General features: G+C 33.8%; 11 protein-coding genes. 2 read left to right on the top strand and 9 right to left on the bottom strand.

The genetic code is table 11. The features are described from left to right. The 5 genes from QZZ53_RS12930 to QZZ53_RS12910 all read right to left on the bottom strand — a co-directional run. Positions 1-287: response regulator (locus QZZ53_RS12930; protein WP_296385339.1), on the bottom strand; the 287-nt coding region annotated here is incomplete at its 3' end. Continuing rightward, positions 284-2,308 (bottom strand): ATP-binding protein, encoded by a 2,025-nt coding sequence (locus QZZ53_RS12925; protein ID WP_296385337.1) that lies wholly within the window; start codon positions 2,306-2,308, stop codon positions 284-286. The genes QZZ53_RS12925 and QZZ53_RS12930, both read right to left, overlap by 4 nt. A gap of 9 nt (positions 2,309-2,317) precedes the next feature. Then, positions 2,318-6,487: an ATP-binding protein gene (locus QZZ53_RS12920; RefSeq protein ID WP_296385335.1), complete on the bottom strand. Its 4,170-nt coding sequence runs from the start codon at positions 6,485-6,487 to the stop codon at positions 2,318-2,320. 81 nt (positions 6,488-6,568) lie between these two features. Beyond that, complete coding sequence (locus tag QZZ53_RS12915) at positions 6,569-6,760, bottom strand: hypothetical protein (RefSeq protein ID WP_296385333.1); 192 nt, start codon at positions 6,758-6,760, stop codon at positions 6,569-6,571. 85 nt (positions 6,761-6,845) lie between these two features. Further along, positions 6,846-8,120, bottom strand: coding sequence for a nuclear transport factor 2 family protein (locus QZZ53_RS12910; protein ID WP_296385331.1), 1,275 nt, complete (start codon positions 8,118-8,120; stop codon positions 6,846-6,848). A gap of 232 nt (positions 8,121-8,352) precedes the next feature. Between QZZ53_RS12910 and QZZ53_RS12905 the strand changes: the two genes are divergently transcribed. Both QZZ53_RS12905 and QZZ53_RS12900 read left to right on the top strand, forming a co-directional pair. Continuing rightward, positions 8,353-8,790 (top strand): T9SS type A sorting domain-containing protein, encoded by a 438-nt coding sequence (locus tag QZZ53_RS12905; RefSeq protein WP_296385328.1) that lies wholly within the window; start codon positions 8,353-8,355, stop codon positions 8,788-8,790. Between the two features lie 179 nt (positions 8,791-8,969). Then, positions 8,970-12,206 carry a LamG-like jellyroll fold domain-containing protein gene (locus QZZ53_RS12900; RefSeq protein WP_296385325.1) on the top strand — a complete coding sequence of 1,079 codons (3,237 nt, stop codon included), beginning with the start codon at positions 8,970-8,972 and terminating at the stop codon, positions 12,204-12,206. Positions 12,207-12,341: 135 nt separating this feature from the next. Here the strand turns inward: QZZ53_RS12900 and QZZ53_RS12895 are convergent, their stop codons facing one another. From QZZ53_RS12895 to QZZ53_RS12880, 4 genes are all read right to left on the bottom strand, one after another. Next, entirely contained in the window at positions 12,342-14,150 is a 1,809-nt protein-coding gene (locus tag QZZ53_RS12895; RefSeq protein WP_296385323.1) for an acyl-CoA dehydrogenase family protein, read from the bottom strand. Positions 14,151-14,269: 119 nt separating this feature from the next. Next, a complete protein-coding gene (locus QZZ53_RS12890) occupies positions 14,270-15,463 on the bottom strand; it encodes an acetyl-CoA C-acyltransferase (protein ID WP_296385320.1) in 1,194 nt (397 codons plus the stop codon). 84 nt (positions 15,464-15,547) lie between these two features. After that, positions 15,548-17,956: a 3-hydroxyacyl-CoA dehydrogenase/enoyl-CoA hydratase family protein gene (locus QZZ53_RS12885; protein ID WP_296385318.1), complete on the bottom strand. Its 2,409-nt coding sequence runs from the start codon at positions 17,954-17,956 to the stop codon at positions 15,548-15,550. Position 17,957: 1 nt separating this feature from the next. Then, positions 17,958-18,255 (bottom strand): MarR family transcriptional regulator (locus tag QZZ53_RS12880; protein WP_296385316.1); only part of this gene is annotated, 298 nt, incomplete at its 5' end.

Here is an 18,255-nt window from a genome sequence, read left to right as displayed (position 1 = left end):
TTGTAATTGTCCTCGTCACCATATGCAGTCACCATCATTACAATTGGTGGTGGCGCTACAAAATCCTTTTTTATGGTTTCTAACAGTTCTAGACCACTCATGCCTGGCATATTAATATCTGACAGAATTAATACCGCTTCGTGCCGCATTTTATCTAATGTTTCTAAAGCTTCTTCACCAGAAAATGCAAAAACAAAGTCTAGTTCTTCTTTTCTAATTTCTTTTCTAAAACGCTGTTGAAAAAGTATTTGCACATCTTTTTCGTCATCTACGACTAGTATTTTCATGCTTTCTTTAAGTTTTTGGTTGGTAAAATGATTTGAAACTCGGTGTATTTTCCGGCTTCCGTATTTACTTCTAATTTGCCTTTATGTGCTTTTATAATATCATAGCTCATTGATAAGCCTAGACCAGTTCCTTTTCCCGTAGGTTTTGTAGTGAAAAATGGCTGAAAAATTTTATCAATAGCTTCTTTAGGTATCCCGTCACCATTATCTCTAACTGAAATGTGGACTTTATCTTTTGTTTTTTCTGTCTTCACAGAAACTGTAGGTTTATAAGTCTCTGATTTAGACTTTGATTTTTTCTCATCGACTGCATAAAAAGCATTGGTAAACAAGTTAAGTATAACACGACCAATATCTTGCGGAATAACATCAATTTCTCCTATATTTTCATCGTAATCTGTTTTAAGTGTAGCATTAAAACTTTTGTCTTTGGCGCGAAGTCCATGATAAGCCAATCTAAAATACTCTTCGGTTAGTTTGTTTATGTATGTAGGCTCTTTTTTGCCAGTGCTTTTTCGGCTGTGTTGAAGCATTCCTTTTACAATACCATCAGCACGTTTACCATGATGCGTAATTTTCTCAAGATTTTGTTTAATATCTGTTGAAATAGCTTTTGCTTCTTCTATATCTCCTTTATCTAATTCTTCATTCATTTCATCAATAAGTTCATTGCTGACTTCAGAGAAGTTATTGACAAAGTTTAATGGGTTTTGTATCTCGTGTGCAATACCAGCAGTTAATTCACCAAGAGATGCCATTTTTTCGGATTGAATAAGCTGCGATTGTGTCGCTTTAAGATTGGTTAATGTAGTTTCTAATGTTTCTTTTTGGTTATTAATGATTTTATTTTGAGATTGTAAAAGCTGATTCTTTTTGCGAGATCTCATGAAATAAAACAATAGCAAACCTAGTGTCAGGATACTAAAGCAGAAAAGAATGATGTATATGGTATTTTGCTTTTGTTTTTTCTCAATATCTAGTTGTTGTGCTTCGAGTTCTAAATCCTTCTTTTCTATGACATAATCACTTTCGAGCTGAGATAATTGATTGTCTTTTTCTACAGTGAATAAGCTATCCTTTAGAGTATGATATTTATCGAGGTATTCAGCTTGATTTTTATAAGAAGGTTCCTTATCATACATGTCTGCTAAGTCTTTATAATTTTGCAACAATACGCGTTGTGAACCTACTTTATTGGCATAACTAATACTTTTTTTAAAGGCTGTTTCTCCAGATTTAAAGTCGCTTTTTTGTGTATAAGCTGATCCAATATTGTTATGAAGAATACTAAGAGAAAATTTTTCATCACCTTTCTCATAAATTTCGAGTGCTCTATTATATTGCTCTAATGCTTGGTCAGTTTTATTAATGTGTTTGTATGTGAGTCCTAAGTTGGTTAACGACGATGCAATAGAATTTGTGTCTTGGATATCTTCAGCTACTTTTAAACCCTTATTAAGATAAACTAAGGCAGAATCGTACATTTTTCGACGATCATAAATTATACCTTTATGATTATAAAACGTACTTAGTTGAATACTGTCATTACTTTTTGAGAGTACATCTTCTGCATAATCTAAATAAGTCGCTTGTTTATCAATATCATCATCATGTACATACAAGTTAGAAATACCCATATAAGTGTTAACAAGACGCCAGCTATCATCTAAGTTTTCATAGATTCGTGCGGCTTTGAGGTAACTGTCTAGCGCATTAGGTAATTCTTGCATCAGATTATAGGTGTGACCTATGCTGTAATAAATATTTGCTAACTGTAAACTATCATTAGAACGTTTCGCGGCAATAACGCCTTCCTTGAAATAAATTAATGCCTTTGGTTGATTAGAATACTGGTAATGATAACCTAACTGCTTATTCGCATAAACTCTAGTGCTATCGTGAGTGGCAGTTTCTATTTGTTTAAGTAAATCGTTTACACGGTCGTTTTGAGCAGTCATTATCCCAAACGAAATGAAGAAAATGAATAAGGTAATCCCTGTATGTAATTTGTATTGAGTCATAATTTTTTTTTACAGGGGCAATTCTATTATAAAGATAGTGCCTTTTCCTTCATTTGATTTTACTTTTAATTGACCTCCATGCCCTTTGGTTACAATATCATAACTCATACTTAAACCAAGACCTGTGCCTTGTCCTGTGGGTTTGGTTGTGAAAAACGGTTGAAATATTTTTTCCTTTACAGATTCTGGCATTCCATTTCCGTTGTCCGTAACTATAATTTCTACAGTATTTTTTTTCTTTTTTGTTGCTATTGATACTGATGGGTTGTAATCTTTAATTCCAGATTTTTTCTTTTCATTAACCACATAAAATGCATTGGTTAATAAATTAAGAATCACGCGACCAATATCTTGCGGTATAATGTCAATGGTTTTAATAGTATCGTCAAAATCAGTAACTAATTCAGAATTAAATGATTTATCCTTTGCTCTTAAACCATGATAGGCTAGTCTTAAATATTCATCTGCCAAAGCATTAATATCTGTAGGTTCTTTTTTATCACCACCAGCACGACTATGTTGTAACATCCCTTTTACAATGCCATCTGCTCGGTTACCATGATGGTTTATTTTTTCTAGATTTTGCACAACATCATCCATTATAGCTTTCACTTCTTCCATATCACCTTTCTCCATTTCCTCGAGCATTTCTTCCAAGAGTTCTTTGCTGACTTCAGAGAAATTATTAACAAAGTTTAATGGATTTTGAATCTCGTGTGCTATGCCAGCTGTGAGTTCGCCCAAACTTGCCATTTTTTCGGATTGGATTAATTGTTTTTGAGTGGCTTGTAAATCACTTAATGTATCTTCAAGTCTTTGTTTTTCTTCAGCTAATTTTGTTGCTTGGTTTTCTTTAGTATGAAGATCTAAAAAGCGAGTATAGGTTTGGTTAAAAACTTGTCCGAAACGTTTAAATATGTCATGAGCATCTGGTACAGATTCATAGGTAATGAACATTACATAACCATATTCAAAATACACAATATGAAATATTTGAAAGGTAGGTAAATCAATACCTTTTTCATCAAACTCTTTTAGAATTTCTCCTATACCTGGAAGTGTTTTCATAAAGTCGTAATGCTTTACGAGTGTTTTACCACCTAATTCTGACACATGAAAAGGGTCCCCATTTTTTAATGGTTTTTCAAAATTATAACCTTCACCAACAGTTGGTAATGAAAAGGCTTTTTGAATTTCACCTTCACTACACATATTACACCAAGTACTTTTTTTCTTGTCGTCTTCCCAAATACAATAGCCTGCGCTCCATGCTGGTATGCCTAACTCTTGTACCTGTAGAAATAAATTATTGGCAGCTTCTGGTAATTCATCACTATGCTGCATTGCCATGGTACGAGAACGTACTTTTTCTAAAGCCGCTTCAATTTGTGCTTCTCTTGCTTGTGCCTCAACTTTTTGTAAATCCATAAATCGGATATACGCTTGTTCAAAAACTTTTGCAAAGCGTTTCATGATATTTGCATCATTTTCTGAAGGTATAACTCCAGTCAGTGAAGGAATAATAATAGCCGAATTTTTTGACCAAGCTGCCGAAAGATGATGGTTTTTAGCCTGAAGTGCATGTTGCTTAAATTCAATTGGGAAGTTCTTATAATCACTATGCTCAAAGCAATGTGTAAAAAAGTTGTTCTTCACTTCAATAGAAAATTCCTGTGAAAAATAGGCATCTCCTCGCATTTTAGAATCCCAAGCATCGTCAAATATTGGGTTTTCAAAATAAGGCACTAGATAATTTCCTGAATAGGAAAAGTCATCAGCGGCAATCCAATGCATTACATCTTTATTATCTGGGAAATACGTGCAAAGAATCACGCCTCCTGCATCGAATATAACGCCTAGATCTTTTAGTTTTTCGGCAACTACAGCAACCACTTCTTGCAATTCATCTGGTTTGTGCATCGCTAAGGAACGTGAACGTACTTTTTCTAAAGCGGCTTCAATTTGTGCTTCTCTTGCTTGTGCTTCTGCTTTTTGAAGATCTAGGAAGCGTGTGTAGGTTTGTTCAAAGACTTTAGCGAAACGTTTAAAAACGTCATGTGCTTCTGGTACATGCTCTTTTGTAATAAATAATAAGTAGCCGTATTTAAAATAGATCACATGATCTAATTGATAGGTTGGGAAACCCTTGTTTGTTTTCTTTAAATTTTTTAATACATCACCTATAACAGCCAGTGAGCTCATATATTCGTAATGATCTACACATGCTTTACCAGAAAACTCCTTTATGACAAGTGATTCACCACTTTGACCTTTTTGGTAATATTCTTTAAAGATTCCTGTTCGAGGAACCGTGTATTTTGGTAGAATACCAGCTTCATTTCCAAACCATTCGGTCGAATCTTTTTCTCCGTAAATATTGAAAGCACAACCCCAAGTTTTAATACCCAAGACTCTTACTTGTTCATCTAATAAGAATGATGTTTCTTGTAGTTCGTCACTTCGTTGCATACCAATAGTACGACTTCTCACTTTTTCTAAAGCGAGTTCTATTTGGGTTTCTCGCGTCTGTGCTTCTGCAATTTTGAGGTCTTCGAAGCGTCGATAAGCTAAATCAAATACTTTAGCAAAATGCAGTAATGTTTCAATAGATTCTTTTGGTGGATCTGTTACTTTTCCAGCAAGGCTAAAACCAATTTCTCCATGTGTGGTGCGTGCAATTATGAAAGTAAGTCCTCCAATATGATTAATATCTTCTTGAGTAGGTGCATTTGGGTCAGCTAGCTTATAATGACCATGCGTATTCATCGCATCTATATAAGTCCATGCTTCATTGGCATCTAGCGCCAAAACAAAAGTAGGTGCTTTACCTTTTTCCCAAGCTGCTAAACTTGGAATGTTGGCATGAATAAACTTAGGTACTGTGATAATCATACCAATACGGCTTCCATCATCTGAAGTCATTGACATCTCATAATTATCCTTTTGCCATCGCATGTGCCAGAAATAGTCAGCCTCATGCCCTAAAGAAATAAATTCTTTTCGCATAACGACGACTATATTAAACAAGTCAGATGATTCTTGCATTGCCATCACTTGCGAACGAATCCGTTCTAGAGAAAGTTCAATCAGTGTTTCCTTGGTTTGCTTTTCAGCTTTTTGAAGGTCGAGGAAACGTTGATGTGCTAAATCGAAAGCTCCTGTAAATTTTACTAAAATGTCTATATCTTCTTTTGGTGGATTTTTTACAACGCCAGGTAAGCTATAGCCAATTTCACCATGAGATGTTCTTGCCATGATAAAGGTTAATCCATCAATATGTCTGATGTCATCTTCAGTTGGTGCTTGAGGATCTATATTTTTAAAATTACCAAGTGCAACCATTTTATCTACATAATCTATAGCTGCATCAGCATCCATAGCATAGACAACAGTTGGCTTTTTGCTTTTTTCCCATTTTGCCAACAATGGGATATCTCCATGGATATGCCTTGGTAACTCCATTACAAAACCAATTTTGGTACCATCACCAGACGTCATGGCTTTCTCGTATTTTTCTGGTAGCCACATCATGTGCCAGAAATAATGGGCTTCGTGGCCAAGTTTCATGAATTCGTTACGCATCGTAACAACTATATCCAATAGGTCTGAGGATTGTTGCATGGCAACGGCTTGTGCTCTAATACGTTCTAATGCTCCTTCAACTTCTAGCTCACGGTTTTTTTTTTCTAACTCAAAGGTTCTTCGTCTTATAGCTTCTCGAAGTTCTTGATTTTCCAAATTTACTTTGTCGAAGCCTATGGTTTCTCCTTCGTCAGCTTTAGAATCTGCAATCGAAAAATGTTGGTATATAAATCTCCAACCTTCTTCTTTTTCATTTAAAACGGATGAAAACCTAAATCGCGCATAATAAGTCCAATCATTGCCATTTAAAAACCAGGCATCAAAAACGTGCGTAATAAAAACGAGTTCTCGAAATAACTCTAGAGTAGTGGTTTCGTTTCTAAGATTTGTTTTTCCTGAAAATTGTTCTGCAGTATCTTTAAAGAAGTTGGTGGTTGCTTTTCGGTTTAAAAATTCTTCGTTATCAGTAGATCCTATAAAATGGTAATCATCATCTAAATATGAGTCGTAAGTTTCAATATCTCCATTTAAATAACTATGCATCCACTTATCATAGATTTTTAATATTTGTTTTTCTTTTGTTTTGGTTAGTTGCATAGATTAAACTTTTGCCGAAAAATTATTGAGTGAAATTAAAGGTATGGTTGAAGTTAGTGAAAATTAATACATGATAATTTCTCACCCTATTAATCCATCTTCGTTAATATCTATTCCAGAGCGTGCTTCTAGTACTTTATGCGTTTTTAGTAATAACACCTTGGTATTGGAGAGGCCGCTTTCAAGTTCAGTGACACGTTCTTCAAGAGAGTCCGCTTTTCCCTTTTGTTCTTCTATTACCCTTTGTTGGATTAAATCCCAGAATAGTCCCATTATGGTTAGGTTTTTAAAAGTAGGGACAGTAAGTGTAGATCTTGGTTAGCTTATAATAGGTATATAAATATGTTGAATTGTTACATTATTGCATAAAGGTTACTTTACTAATAAGTCCATTAGTGACTTCATAAATGGCTACAGTATTAAAAATTTTGCCATTGGCAATTACTTGTTCTTCATCAATAACTTTATTACCTATAACAATACGTTGGTTAACTGATGCTTTTAAATCTGGAGTGCGATTAAACCAAGCTATATAATCTTTGCGCATTTGATCTTTTCCCTCTGAAAGAAGCGTGCTTGGGTAATTGTATAATTTTACGTCTTCAGTAAATGCTCCAATAAAAGCATTTACATCTTTAGAATTGTAGGCATCTAATTGTTTTTGAATGATTGCTGAAAGTCTAGTAGTGTTTGCTAAATATTCTTCCTCTATTTTTTTATTAGTTTTAGCTTGCTCAATTTCTGCTAATGTTTTATCAGGCTTTGAAGTTTGATTTACATCACCAGCTATTAGTAATTTTGAGCCAGAAGAATTAGTTACAAGTCGTGTTATTTTTGTAATTCCATTAGATGATAAATCTGTAACTTTTTTCCAATTGTTATCACTTTTTAATGTTAGTTTGTAAAGCATACTGTCTTTTCCAGATAGTAGAGTTTTACTATTTAACCAACAAATATCTTCAATGCCAGGCATTGTGTTTGCAATTATTCTAGTTTCACCAGTTATTGGGTCTAGTGATTTTATTTGCCATTGTTTTTCGTTTTTCTTAGAAATGAAGCTAACAAGGTTTGAGTTTGGTATTTTATGAAATGAACGCCCTACTTTTATGGCGTATTTTCTACTTTTTTCTTCCGCTAAATCTGTAACATACAAATTGAGGTCATCACCTTCTATTATTGCAGATACTATTGTATTTTCATCACTCCAAGTATAATATGCAACAACCAAATCCTCTATAAGTTCTGTAGATTCACCATTACTTAAACTATAAGAGTATAATCGTTGTTTACCATCTTTGTCTAAACGTACAGCTGATACTGCATTTTTATTTGGAATTTTTAAAGGTGAATATTCACCACCTTCAGTGAAATTTAGCCAAACCTTTGATCCATAATTATCAAAGTATTGCATAATATCGGTTTGGCCATTTCTTGTAGAGGCATATAATATCTTTTCATCATTTAAGAATGATGGTTGATTATCATAACCCTCACTTTTTGAAATGTTTTTGTGATTTGTAACACTAATTTTATTGTTCTGTGTGTTTACATCGAATAAATGTATATCAGTATTTGTTTGGGTAAATGCACAAGTAGATAGAGCCAGAATGGCTGTAATAAAAAGTCGTTTCATGTTAATAGCAGTTATTGTGATAAATATAATAATTCTAAATTATTATTTTCTGATTTTATTGAGGTAATTTATTAAGTGGTTTTTGAGAATTAAAAAGCAAAATACTACAATATTGTGTATTTTGTCGGAAAAATATTTCTTTTTATCGATATTTTTAGTATTATTGCATTATCAAGTTGTTGAAGATTACTGCTTTGCAGAATTTACTCAATTTTAATAGAGATCCAAATCTATGAGAATAAAACTATTAGGCCTGTTATGGTTATCTACTATTTTGGCTATTGCTCAAACGACAGAATTTGATGGCAGTGGTAATGATTCTATGACTTATTCTGTAGAATCTACTTTGTCTAATACTATTATAAATGGAATTAGGAGTTCTTTCCAAAAAATAACAATTGAGAGTGATAACCAAGAATTAAGCGATTCTAAGGTGATTAGCTTAGAAGTATTCCCTAATCCTGTAAAATCAACTCTAAAATTTAGGTCGAATGTGAAAATTATCACATTAAGTCTTTATAATGTTTTAGGCCAAAAATTAATAGTATATGCCATGAATAAAAGTAGTGGTGCCATAAATATCAGAGATTTAGCTAATGGTATATATCTCATCAAATTTGAAACAATTGATGGGGATATATCAGTAACTAAAAGAATTTTAAAGAATTAATAACAAAAAATAAACAATAAAGAAACAAGGATCGTTTTACCTAACTATCACGTTAACTTGCTGTTGAAAAGCAGCAAAAATTATATAGGAATTATAATAAAAATTATGAAACCTCTATAAGCCCTTATCTACAGACAGTTGCCCTCAAATCTGTTTGAGAATTAAAACTTAACCGAATTATGAAAATTTTTACGTCTCATGTAAAAGTAGCACTATGTGTTGTATGTTTTACACTCGTTAACTTTAGTTTTTCACAAAAATCTGGTGTATGGACGGCTTCTGGAAGTGGCTCAAGTACTACTTGGTCTGCAACAGCCGGATCTGTAGGGATAACAGCCTCAGCAACAAACTATGGATCTGGTACATCTTATACATTAAACGATTTTGTAACATATGACACTATGGGTTGTAATAGCTCAGCATACAGTGACCCTTCTATTGTTGGTAATCCGTCACTAAGTATACGCCATACATTCCCTAATTCAGCTTTTATAACCTTTTCGTTTTCAGCTCCTGTTGAAAACCCAGTGATGCATTTCGATAGATTAGGAGGTGGGCAAGTAAATAATTTGACATCATCTTCTATAATAAAACTAGTAACTCCGGGAATAACATTTACTGAATTAGCAGGAAATGATGTTCATTTTGAAAGCACCTCTCACACTGTTGGAAGACAGTCTGGACAGACATATACAAGTTTGCCATCAGAATGTGGTCCTCCAAATGCTGGTACAGCTTCTGGTAGTATTAGACTTAATGGCGCATTTAGATCTGTAACTTTTGAGATTTCCATGGCAGCTATTGGAGGTAATGCTTCGATTAATGATAGATGGGAAATAGCATTTAGTGATATTGAAATAATAACATTAGATTTTGATGGTAATGATGATTATGTTAATAGAGCTGCTTTCTTAGGAAATAAATCTGAAGTTACTATGATGACTTGGATAAAATTAGATGCTGGTTTTAATGGAGGAGAAATTATGGGACAACGTAACTTTAGGTTTTTCATAGATTCTAATAGAAGATTAAGAACATACGTAAAAACAAACGCTAGTTCATCAAGCGATGTAGCAACACCGATTTCTGTCGCACCAGTTTTAACTACAGAAATGTGGTATCATGTTGCAGCTATTTATGACGCTAATAGTAATTCTATTAAAATGTATCTTAATGGAGAATTAGAATGGAAGTATGTTAATTTAAATGGAAGTGCACTAAATAACCAAGCGAGTTATAACTCTGATCATGATTTTGAAATTGGTAGAAACACACTACATGATAATAGTTATTTTGAAGGCTCAATTTATGAAACAAGGGTATATAATAAAGCTTTAACAGATAATCAATTACAAAGACAAATTTATCAAGAAATTGAAAATAATTCTGGTAATGTAAGAGGTAAAGTAATCCCAAAAGATATTGAAGGTTTGTCTTGGAGTGATTTAGAATTATACTACAAAATGGATATCGTAGATGTTGGAGCAGCTGTAGACGATTCGTCTGTTGGAATTAGCGGCCAACTTCATAACATGAGAACATATCAAGACCGTACAGCACCATTGCCTTATGTTACGAAAGCTGGCGGAAATACAAATTGGGACGATAAAAGTAATTGGTTACATGGTGATGTCTGGGATATAGATAATCATACGGCTTGTGCAATTGTTAAGATTACTAAAGATATAGTTACAGATAAAGACCATTCCACTGTAGGTTTAATTATTGATAATGGAACAGAGTTAACTGTTAATAACGATTCAGGAATTCAAAATTCATGGTACTTAGAATTAAAAGGAGAGATAGATCTACAAGGGGAGTCTCAATTAATTCAAACAGAGGACAGTGACCTTTCAATAGGCTCAAATGGTAGATTAGAAAAAGATCAACAAGGAACAAAGGATTTGTTTACCTATAATTATTGGTCATCACCTGTAGGTGTAACAAGTATGATACAAAACAATGTTAGTTTTAAATACAAATTACCTAATGTGATGCAAAATGGTACTAACCCTAACTCACCAAATGCAATAAGTTATGTTAGTGGTTTTGATGGTTCTATTTCTGGTTCTAACATATCTATTTCTACAGCGTGGATTTGGAAATTTGCTAATCAAGCTGATGATGATTATTCGTCATGGCAATTTGTTGGAAATACTGGTGATGTAAATCCAGGTGAAGGATTTACCATGAAGGGTGTTTATAACACTAATGGTAGTGTGTCGCAAGAACAGAATTATGTCTTTAATGGTAAACCTAATAATGGAGATATAGAATTAGATATAGATGCAAATAATGATTATTTAATTGGTAACCCTTATCCATCTGCTATGGATGCACATCAATTTATTTTAGATAATGGTCCAACTATTGAAGGTGCTGGTAATACAACCGGAACACTTTATTTCTGGGAACATTGGGGAGGAGGTTCACATGTATTGCAAGAATATCAAGGAGGTTATGCATTGTATAATTTGTCTGGCGGAACTGCTGCTGCGTCAAAAGCAGATATTGACTTAGATGTAGATCAAGATGGGCCTATAGTTGGGACTAAAATTCCCGGACGATATATTCCAGTTGGTCAAGGATTCTTTGTAGTAGGTGAGACTAGTGGAAAGATTAAATTTAATAATAGACAACGCGCATTTATAAAAGAAGGGAATAGCTCTTCGATTTTTATGAGAAGTGCAAACGGTTCTACTATAAATGAATATTCAGATAATAGCGGAGATGAAAGGATGAAAATCCGTATAGCATTAAACTCTATTAATACAATACATAGACAGCTGCTAGTTACTGTAGATGAAAACGCAACAATGAATTATGATTGGGGTTTTGATGGTGCATTAAATGAAGAGCAAGTTGATGATATGTATTGGATAATTAATGCGGAAAAGTATGTAATTCAAGGAATCAATGAAATAGATGAAATGGATACTGCATTAGAGTTAGGAATAAAGACTAATACTGAAGGAATTAATTCTATTACAATTGATGATTTAGAAAACATACCAAGTGATTTACCAATCTTTTTGCATGATAGTACCGAAGAAGTGTATCATAATTTAAGAGAATCGGATTACAGCATTGCATTACCTGCTGGTGAGCATTTAAATCGTTTTGAAATTGTGTTTTCAATACCTCAGTTTTTAAGTACAATTGAAAACGAATTAAACAAACTAAGCCTCTACTATGCTTTTAGTAGAAATAAAATGGTAATCTTAAATCCTACCAATTCAGAACTAAAAAATATTGAGTTATTTAATATTCTCGGTCAGTCAGTTTATAATAATGATAATTTATGGGGAGGTTCTTATAATGAATATGAAATTCAGAATTTAAGTACAGGTACTTATGTGGTAAAATTAAGTACTGTCGATAATAAGATAATTACAAAGAAAATAATTGTAAAGTAATTTTTATTCTTTGATTTATTAGTTAGTAAGAAAAGGTCTCAAAATGTTATGTTTTGAGGCCTTTTTGAATTTTATGAATAAAAAAACCAATTCAAACTAATGAATTGGTTTTTTAGTTTCTAACTTAAACTTAATCTAAAAACAGTACTTATTCTCTGCTTTTACTTTTTCTGCAATTTCAATGCGTAAATCTACAATATCAGGATAATTAGCATATTTTGTAAAACGCTTAAGCCCCATTAACATCATACGTTGTTCATCTCCTTCCGCGAAAGAAATAATACTTTCTTTTCCTTTTTCTTCAACGATATCCACAGCGTGATATAAATATAATTTAGCCATTGCTATTTGCGCAGATTGTGCTTCTTCACCAAAACGTTTTGCATTTTTTTCAGTCCTTAGAATTGCAGATTCTGCCATATAAATTTCAATTAAAATATCTGCAGCTGCAATTAACAATTGTTGATGATCTTCTAATTGAGGTCCATATTTTTGAACAGCTCCACCTGCAACCATTAAGAAGGTCTTTTTTAACTTCTTAATCATTTCTTTTTCTTCGGAAAATAACTCAGAATAGTCAGGTGTGTCAAATGAGGGAATGCCCATTAATTCTTCTTGAACTTTTTGTGCAGGACCTAATAAATCCACGTGACCTTTCATTGCTTTTTTAACAAGCATACCAACCGATAACATTCTGTTGATTTCGTTAGTACCTTCATATATACGAGCAATACGTGCATCTCTCCAAGCAGCTTCCATTGGTGTTTCTTCTGAGAATCCCATACCTCCAAAAATTTGAATACCTTCATCTGCACAGTTTTGTACATCTTCAGAAACAGCTACTTTCAAAATAGAACATTCAATAGCATATTCTTCAACACCTTTAAGCTCAGCTTCTTGATGAGTATTCCCTGAAGCCTCGCGAATAGCGATGCGGTCTTCAATATTTTTTGCAGCTCTGTATGTTGCAGATTCACCAGCATAAGCACTAGCAGCCATTTCGGCAAGCTTCACTTTAATAGCTCCAAAATCTGAAATTGGTGTATTAAATTGTTTACGTTCGTTAGCATATTGTACCGCTATTGATAAAATACGACGTTGAGAATCTAAACAAGCCGCAGCTAATTTAATACGACCAACGTTTAATGCATTCATAGCGATTTTAAATCCTTCTCCACGACCAGCTAACATGTTTTCAGCAGGTACAACACAATCGCTAAAGAATACTTGACGCGTAGAAGAAGCACGAATACCTAATTTGTGTTCTTCTTCTCCCAAAGTAATTCCATTTGGATTATCTCCATCGTATTCTACAATAAAACCAGTAATGTTTTTATCATCTTCAATTCGTGCAAAAACAATCATCAAACTACAGAAACCTGCATTTGAAATCCACATTTTTTGACCATTAATTTTATAAGACTTCCCATCTTCAGATAATTCTGCCGTTGTTTTACCAGAATTAGCATCAGAACCAGCTCCAGGTTCAGTTAAACAATAGGCTCCAAACCATTCACCTGTTGCCAATTTAGGGACGTATTTCTTTTTTTGTTCTTCTGTTCCGTATAAAGTAATTGGCATAGTTCCAATACCTGTGTGCGCACCAAAAGCTGTACTAAAAGAACCAGTACCACTAGAAATATAGTCACAAGTTAAACACGTAGATACAAAGCCCATTCCTAGACCATCATAGGCCTCAGGAACTGCAACACCTAAAAATCCTAATTCACCAGCTTTACGCATAACTTCTTCAGTTAATGCATAGTCTTTAGCTTCAAATCTGTTTTTATGAGGAATGATCTCACGGTCATTGAACTCGATAACTGCATCCTTCATCATATTTTGTTCTTCCGAAAAATCTTCAGGAGTAAATACGTCTTCGCATTTTGTTTCTTTTACTAGGAATTGACCTCCTCTTAATAATTCTTTTTCTTCTGTTGCCATAACTATATTATAATCTTGTTGTTCTTTTTTCTTGTTTATCTGTTCGATCGTAGTCGAGAATTATTTTATACTATCCGGTTAATTAGGTTTCGACTGCGCTTTACCGGAGAGATATCTTTTTAATTCAAAAACTCAAATATTCCGCATGCTCCTTGACCTGTACCAACACACATGGTAACTGCTCCATACTTACCTTGCATATTTTGCTTACGCATCTCATCAAATAATTGTACAGATAGTTTTGCTCCAGTACAACCTAATGGATGTCCTAATGCAATAGCTCCTCCATTTACGTTAATGATATCTGGATTTAAGTTTAACTCACGAATAACAGCAAGAGATTGAGAAGCAAAAGCTTCGTTCAATTCGATTAACGATAAATCGTCTTGTTTTAAACTTGCTTGTTTTAATGCTTTTGGAATTGCTTTTACAGGACCAATTCCCATAACACGAGGCTCAACACCTGCAGCTGCATAGTTTACCATTCTTGCCACAGGTTCAAGATTTAATTCTTTAACCATATCTTCACTCATTACCATAACGAAAGCAGCACCATCACTCATTTGTGATGAGTTACCAGCTGTAACACTTCCTCCTAGAGCAAATACAGCTCTTAGTTTAGCTAAAGCTTCTTTACTTGTTCCTTTTCTAGGACCTTCATCTTTAGTGACTGTGTAAGATTTTGTTGCTTTCTTTCCGTTAGCATCAACAAAAGTTTGTTCAACTTCTATTGGAACTATTTGATCTTGAAAGCGATTTTCTGCTTGTGCTTTTAATGCTTTCATATGAGAATTATAAGCAAACTCATCTTGATCTTCACGAGACACGTTGAATTGGTTAGCAACCGCTTCAGCAGTATTTCCCATTCCCCAATAATAATCTTCGTGACCAGCTTTTACAATAGCATCGTAGTTTAATTCTGGCTTAAAACCAGTCATTGGTACACTACTCATACTTTCGGCTCCACCTGCAATAATACAATCTGCCATACCGGCTTGAATTTTTGCTGTTGCCATACCAATAGTTTCTACTCCAGAAGAGCAAAAACGATTTACAGTTACACCAGGAACATCGATAACTTCTAATCCCATTAAAGAGATTAATCGTGCCATATTTAAGCCTTGAGAACCTTCTGGCATTGCGTTACCAACAATAACATCATCAATACGTTTTGGATCTAAACCTGGCAATTCCTTCATCATATATTTGATGGTTTCTGCTGCCAATTCATCTGTTCTTTTAAAACGGAACACGCCTTTTGGTGCTTTACCAACTGCGGTTCTATATGCTTTTACTATATATGCTGTTTTCATTTTATTTTAAGTATTTAGTTGTTAGTAATTAGTAATTAGTGATTCTCTAATCCCTAGTTACTAATTCCTTATTACTATTCGCAACTAGTTGCGAAGTGGTTTTCCCTTGGTTAACATATGCTGAATTCTTTCCAAAGTCTTACGTTCTGTACAAAGCGAAAGGAAAGCTTCACGTTCTAAATCCAATAAGTATTGTTCACTTACAAGAGTTGGCTCAGATAAATCTCCACCAGCCATAACATAGGCTAATTTGTTGGCTATTTTTTTATCGTGTTCTGAGATATATTTACTGTCTTGCATAGAATCTGTACCAACTAAGAACATACTTAATGCTTGTTTACCAAGTACTTTTACATCTTTACGTTTTACAGGTTGTGTATAACCCATATCTGCGATTAATTTAGCATGCTGTTTTGCAACTGCAATCTGACGGTCTTTATTTACAACAACAACATCTTTACCCTTTTGAAGAATACCTAAATCGAATGCTTCGTAAGCAGAGGTTGCTACTTTAGCCATTCCTATAGTTAAGAAATACTCTTGAAGTGTATTTAATTGCACATCGCCTTTCTTGAAAGTATCTGATGCTCTTAAAGCCATTTCTTTTGAACCTCCACCACCAGGAATCACACCAACACCAAATTCTACAAGTCCGATGTAAGTTTCTGCTGCTGCAACTACTTTATCTGCGTGCATTGATAACTCGCAACCTCCACCAAGAGCCATTCCATGAGGAGCAGCAACGGTTGGAATAGAGGAATAACGCATACGCATCATGCTATCTTGGAAATATTTGATAGCCATGTTAAGCTCATCATATTCTTGTTCGGCAGCCATCATAAAAATCATTCCGATGTTTGCGCCAACTGAGAAGTTTGCAGCTTGGTTACCAACAACTAAAGCTGCGAAATCTTTTTCAGCAATATCAATTGCTTTATTTAATCCTGCAAGAACGTCACCACCAATAGTATTCATTTTAGATTGGAATTCTACATTAAGGATTCCATCTCCTAAATCTTCAACTACAACACCTGAGTTTTTAAATACTTCAGACGTTTTTCTAATATTATCTAATATGATAAAACTGTCTTGACCAGGGATTTTTTCTTGTGATTTCTTCGGAATGTCATAAGCAAATGTTGCTCCATCTTTCACAGAATAGAATGAAGAACTACCAGACGCTAACATGTCATTAACCCAAACGTTAGGTTCTAAACCTTCAGCTTGCATCATTTCAATTCCTTTTTCAACACCAATTGCATCCCAAATTTGGAAAGGACCATGTTCCCAACCAAATCCTGCTTTCATTGCATCATCAATTTTATATAAATCGTCAGTAATTTCTGGAATACGATTAGACACGTAAGCAAATAATGCTGCAAAACTCTTTCTATAGAATTCACCTGCTTTATCTTTTCCTTTTACTAATACTTTAAATCGATCAGCTACTTTATCAATTGTTTTAGTCAATTCTAAAGTGACGAATTTTGCACGTTTAGCTTGACGATATTCTAATGTGTTTAAGTCGAGAGATAAAATTTCTTTTTTACCTTCAGCTGAAACAGTTTTCTTATAAAACCCTTGTCCAGTCTTGCTTCCTAACCATTTGTTTTCCATCATAGTGTTGATGAAGTCTGGTAATTTGAAAAGCTCTAGGCGTTCGTCATTTGGACAGTTATCGTAAATTCCGTTTGCTACATGTACTAAAGTATCTAACCCAACAACATCAACAGTTCTAAAGGTTGCCGATTTTGGACGACCAATAACAGGACCAGATAGTTTATCTACTTCCTCAATAGTTAAATCTAAATCTTTAACTGCATGAAATAAACTCTGAATACTAAAAATTCCGATTCTATTGCCTATAAATGCAGGAGTGTCTTTAGCAACGACAGATGTCTTTCCTAAGAATTGTTCTCCATAACCATTTAAGAATTCTAAAACAGATGCATCTGTTTTTGGTCCAGGAATAATTTCAAATAACTTTAAATAACGTGCAGGATTAAAAAAGTGAGTTCCACAGAAATGTTTCTGGAAATCTTCACTTCGTCCTTCACTCATAAACTTAATAGGGATTCCAGATGTATTTGAGGTAATCAAAGTTCCTGGAGTTCTATGCTGTTCAAGTTTTTCGAAGACTTGTTGTTTAATGTCCAGTCTTTCAACTACAACTTCCATAATCCAATCGACATCTTTTACTTTAGAGATATCATCTTCAAGATTTCCTGTAGTAATTCTATTTTTAAACGAATTGTGATAGAGAGGTGCAGGCTTAGATTTTATTGATGCTGTCAATGCATCATTAACCAAACGGTTTCTAACAGCTTTATCTTTTAAAGTTAAACCTTTAGCTTCTTCTTTAGGATTTAATTCTCTTGGTACAATGTCTAATAATAAAACATCTACACCAATATTAGCAAAATGACAAGCAATACCGCTTCCCATAATACCAGAACCTACAATGGCAATTTTTTTGATTCTACGTTTACTCATCTTATTTTAAAGTGTGTTCTTTTTGATTATATATTTTTTTGTTTGATATCATATTATTTATGATTTCTGCGACTTCATAAAAATTATTCAATTTATCTTGAGAAATATTTTGACGAATTGTATTATTAAAGGTTAGTACACGATCTCTAGAATATTCTCTTTTTTCTCTACCAAATTCAGTTAAGAAAATAAGGACTCCACGACCATCTTCTGGATTTGGTTTACGTTCAATTAAACCTTTTTCTTCCATTGTCTTAAGAGTACGTGATAAACTTGTTGCTTCCATACCCATTTTTTTA

Source organism: Winogradskyella sp. (assembly GCF_016744625.1).
Lineage (GTDB): Bacteria > Bacteroidota > Bacteroidia > Flavobacteriales > Flavobacteriaceae > Winogradskyella.
Note: the sequence above shows the minus strand (reverse complement) of the source record. Positions and strands in the feature narration are given on the sequence as shown.

What these genes read in the sequence shown, in the direction of transcription:
- QZZ53_RS12895 (WP_296385323.1), bottom strand. Translation starts at nt 14,150, where the DNA reads ATGGCAACAGAAGAAAAAGAATTATTAAGAGGAGGTCAATTCCTAGTA.
- QZZ53_RS12885 (WP_296385318.1), bottom strand. Translation starts at nt 17,956, where the DNA reads ATGAGTAAACGTAGAATCAAAAAAATTGCCATTGTAGGTTCTGGTATT.
- QZZ53_RS12890 (WP_296385320.1), bottom strand. Translation starts at nt 15,463, where the DNA reads ATGAAAACAGCATATATAGTAAAAGCATATAGAACCGCAGTTGGTAAA.
- QZZ53_RS12925 (WP_296385337.1), bottom strand. Translation starts at nt 2,308, where the DNA reads ATGACTCAATACAAATTACATACAGGGATTACCTTATTCATTTTCTTC.
- QZZ53_RS12905 (WP_296385328.1), top strand. Translation starts at nt 8,353, where the DNA reads ATGAGAATAAAACTATTAGGCCTGTTATGGTTATCTACTATTTTGGCT.
- QZZ53_RS12910 (WP_296385331.1), bottom strand. Translation starts at nt 8,120, where the DNA reads ATGAAACGACTTTTTATTACAGCCATTCTGGCTCTATCTACTTGTGCA.
- QZZ53_RS12915 (WP_296385333.1), bottom strand. Translation starts at nt 6,760, where the DNA reads ATGGGACTATTCTGGGATTTAATCCAACAAAGGGTAATAGAAGAACAA.
- QZZ53_RS12920 (WP_296385335.1), bottom strand. Translation starts at nt 6,487, where the DNA reads ATGCAACTAACCAAAACAAAAGAAAAACAAATATTAAAAATCTATGAT.
- QZZ53_RS12900 (WP_296385325.1), top strand. Translation starts at nt 8,970, where the DNA reads ATGAAAATTTTTACGTCTCATGTAAAAGTAGCACTATGTGTTGTATGT.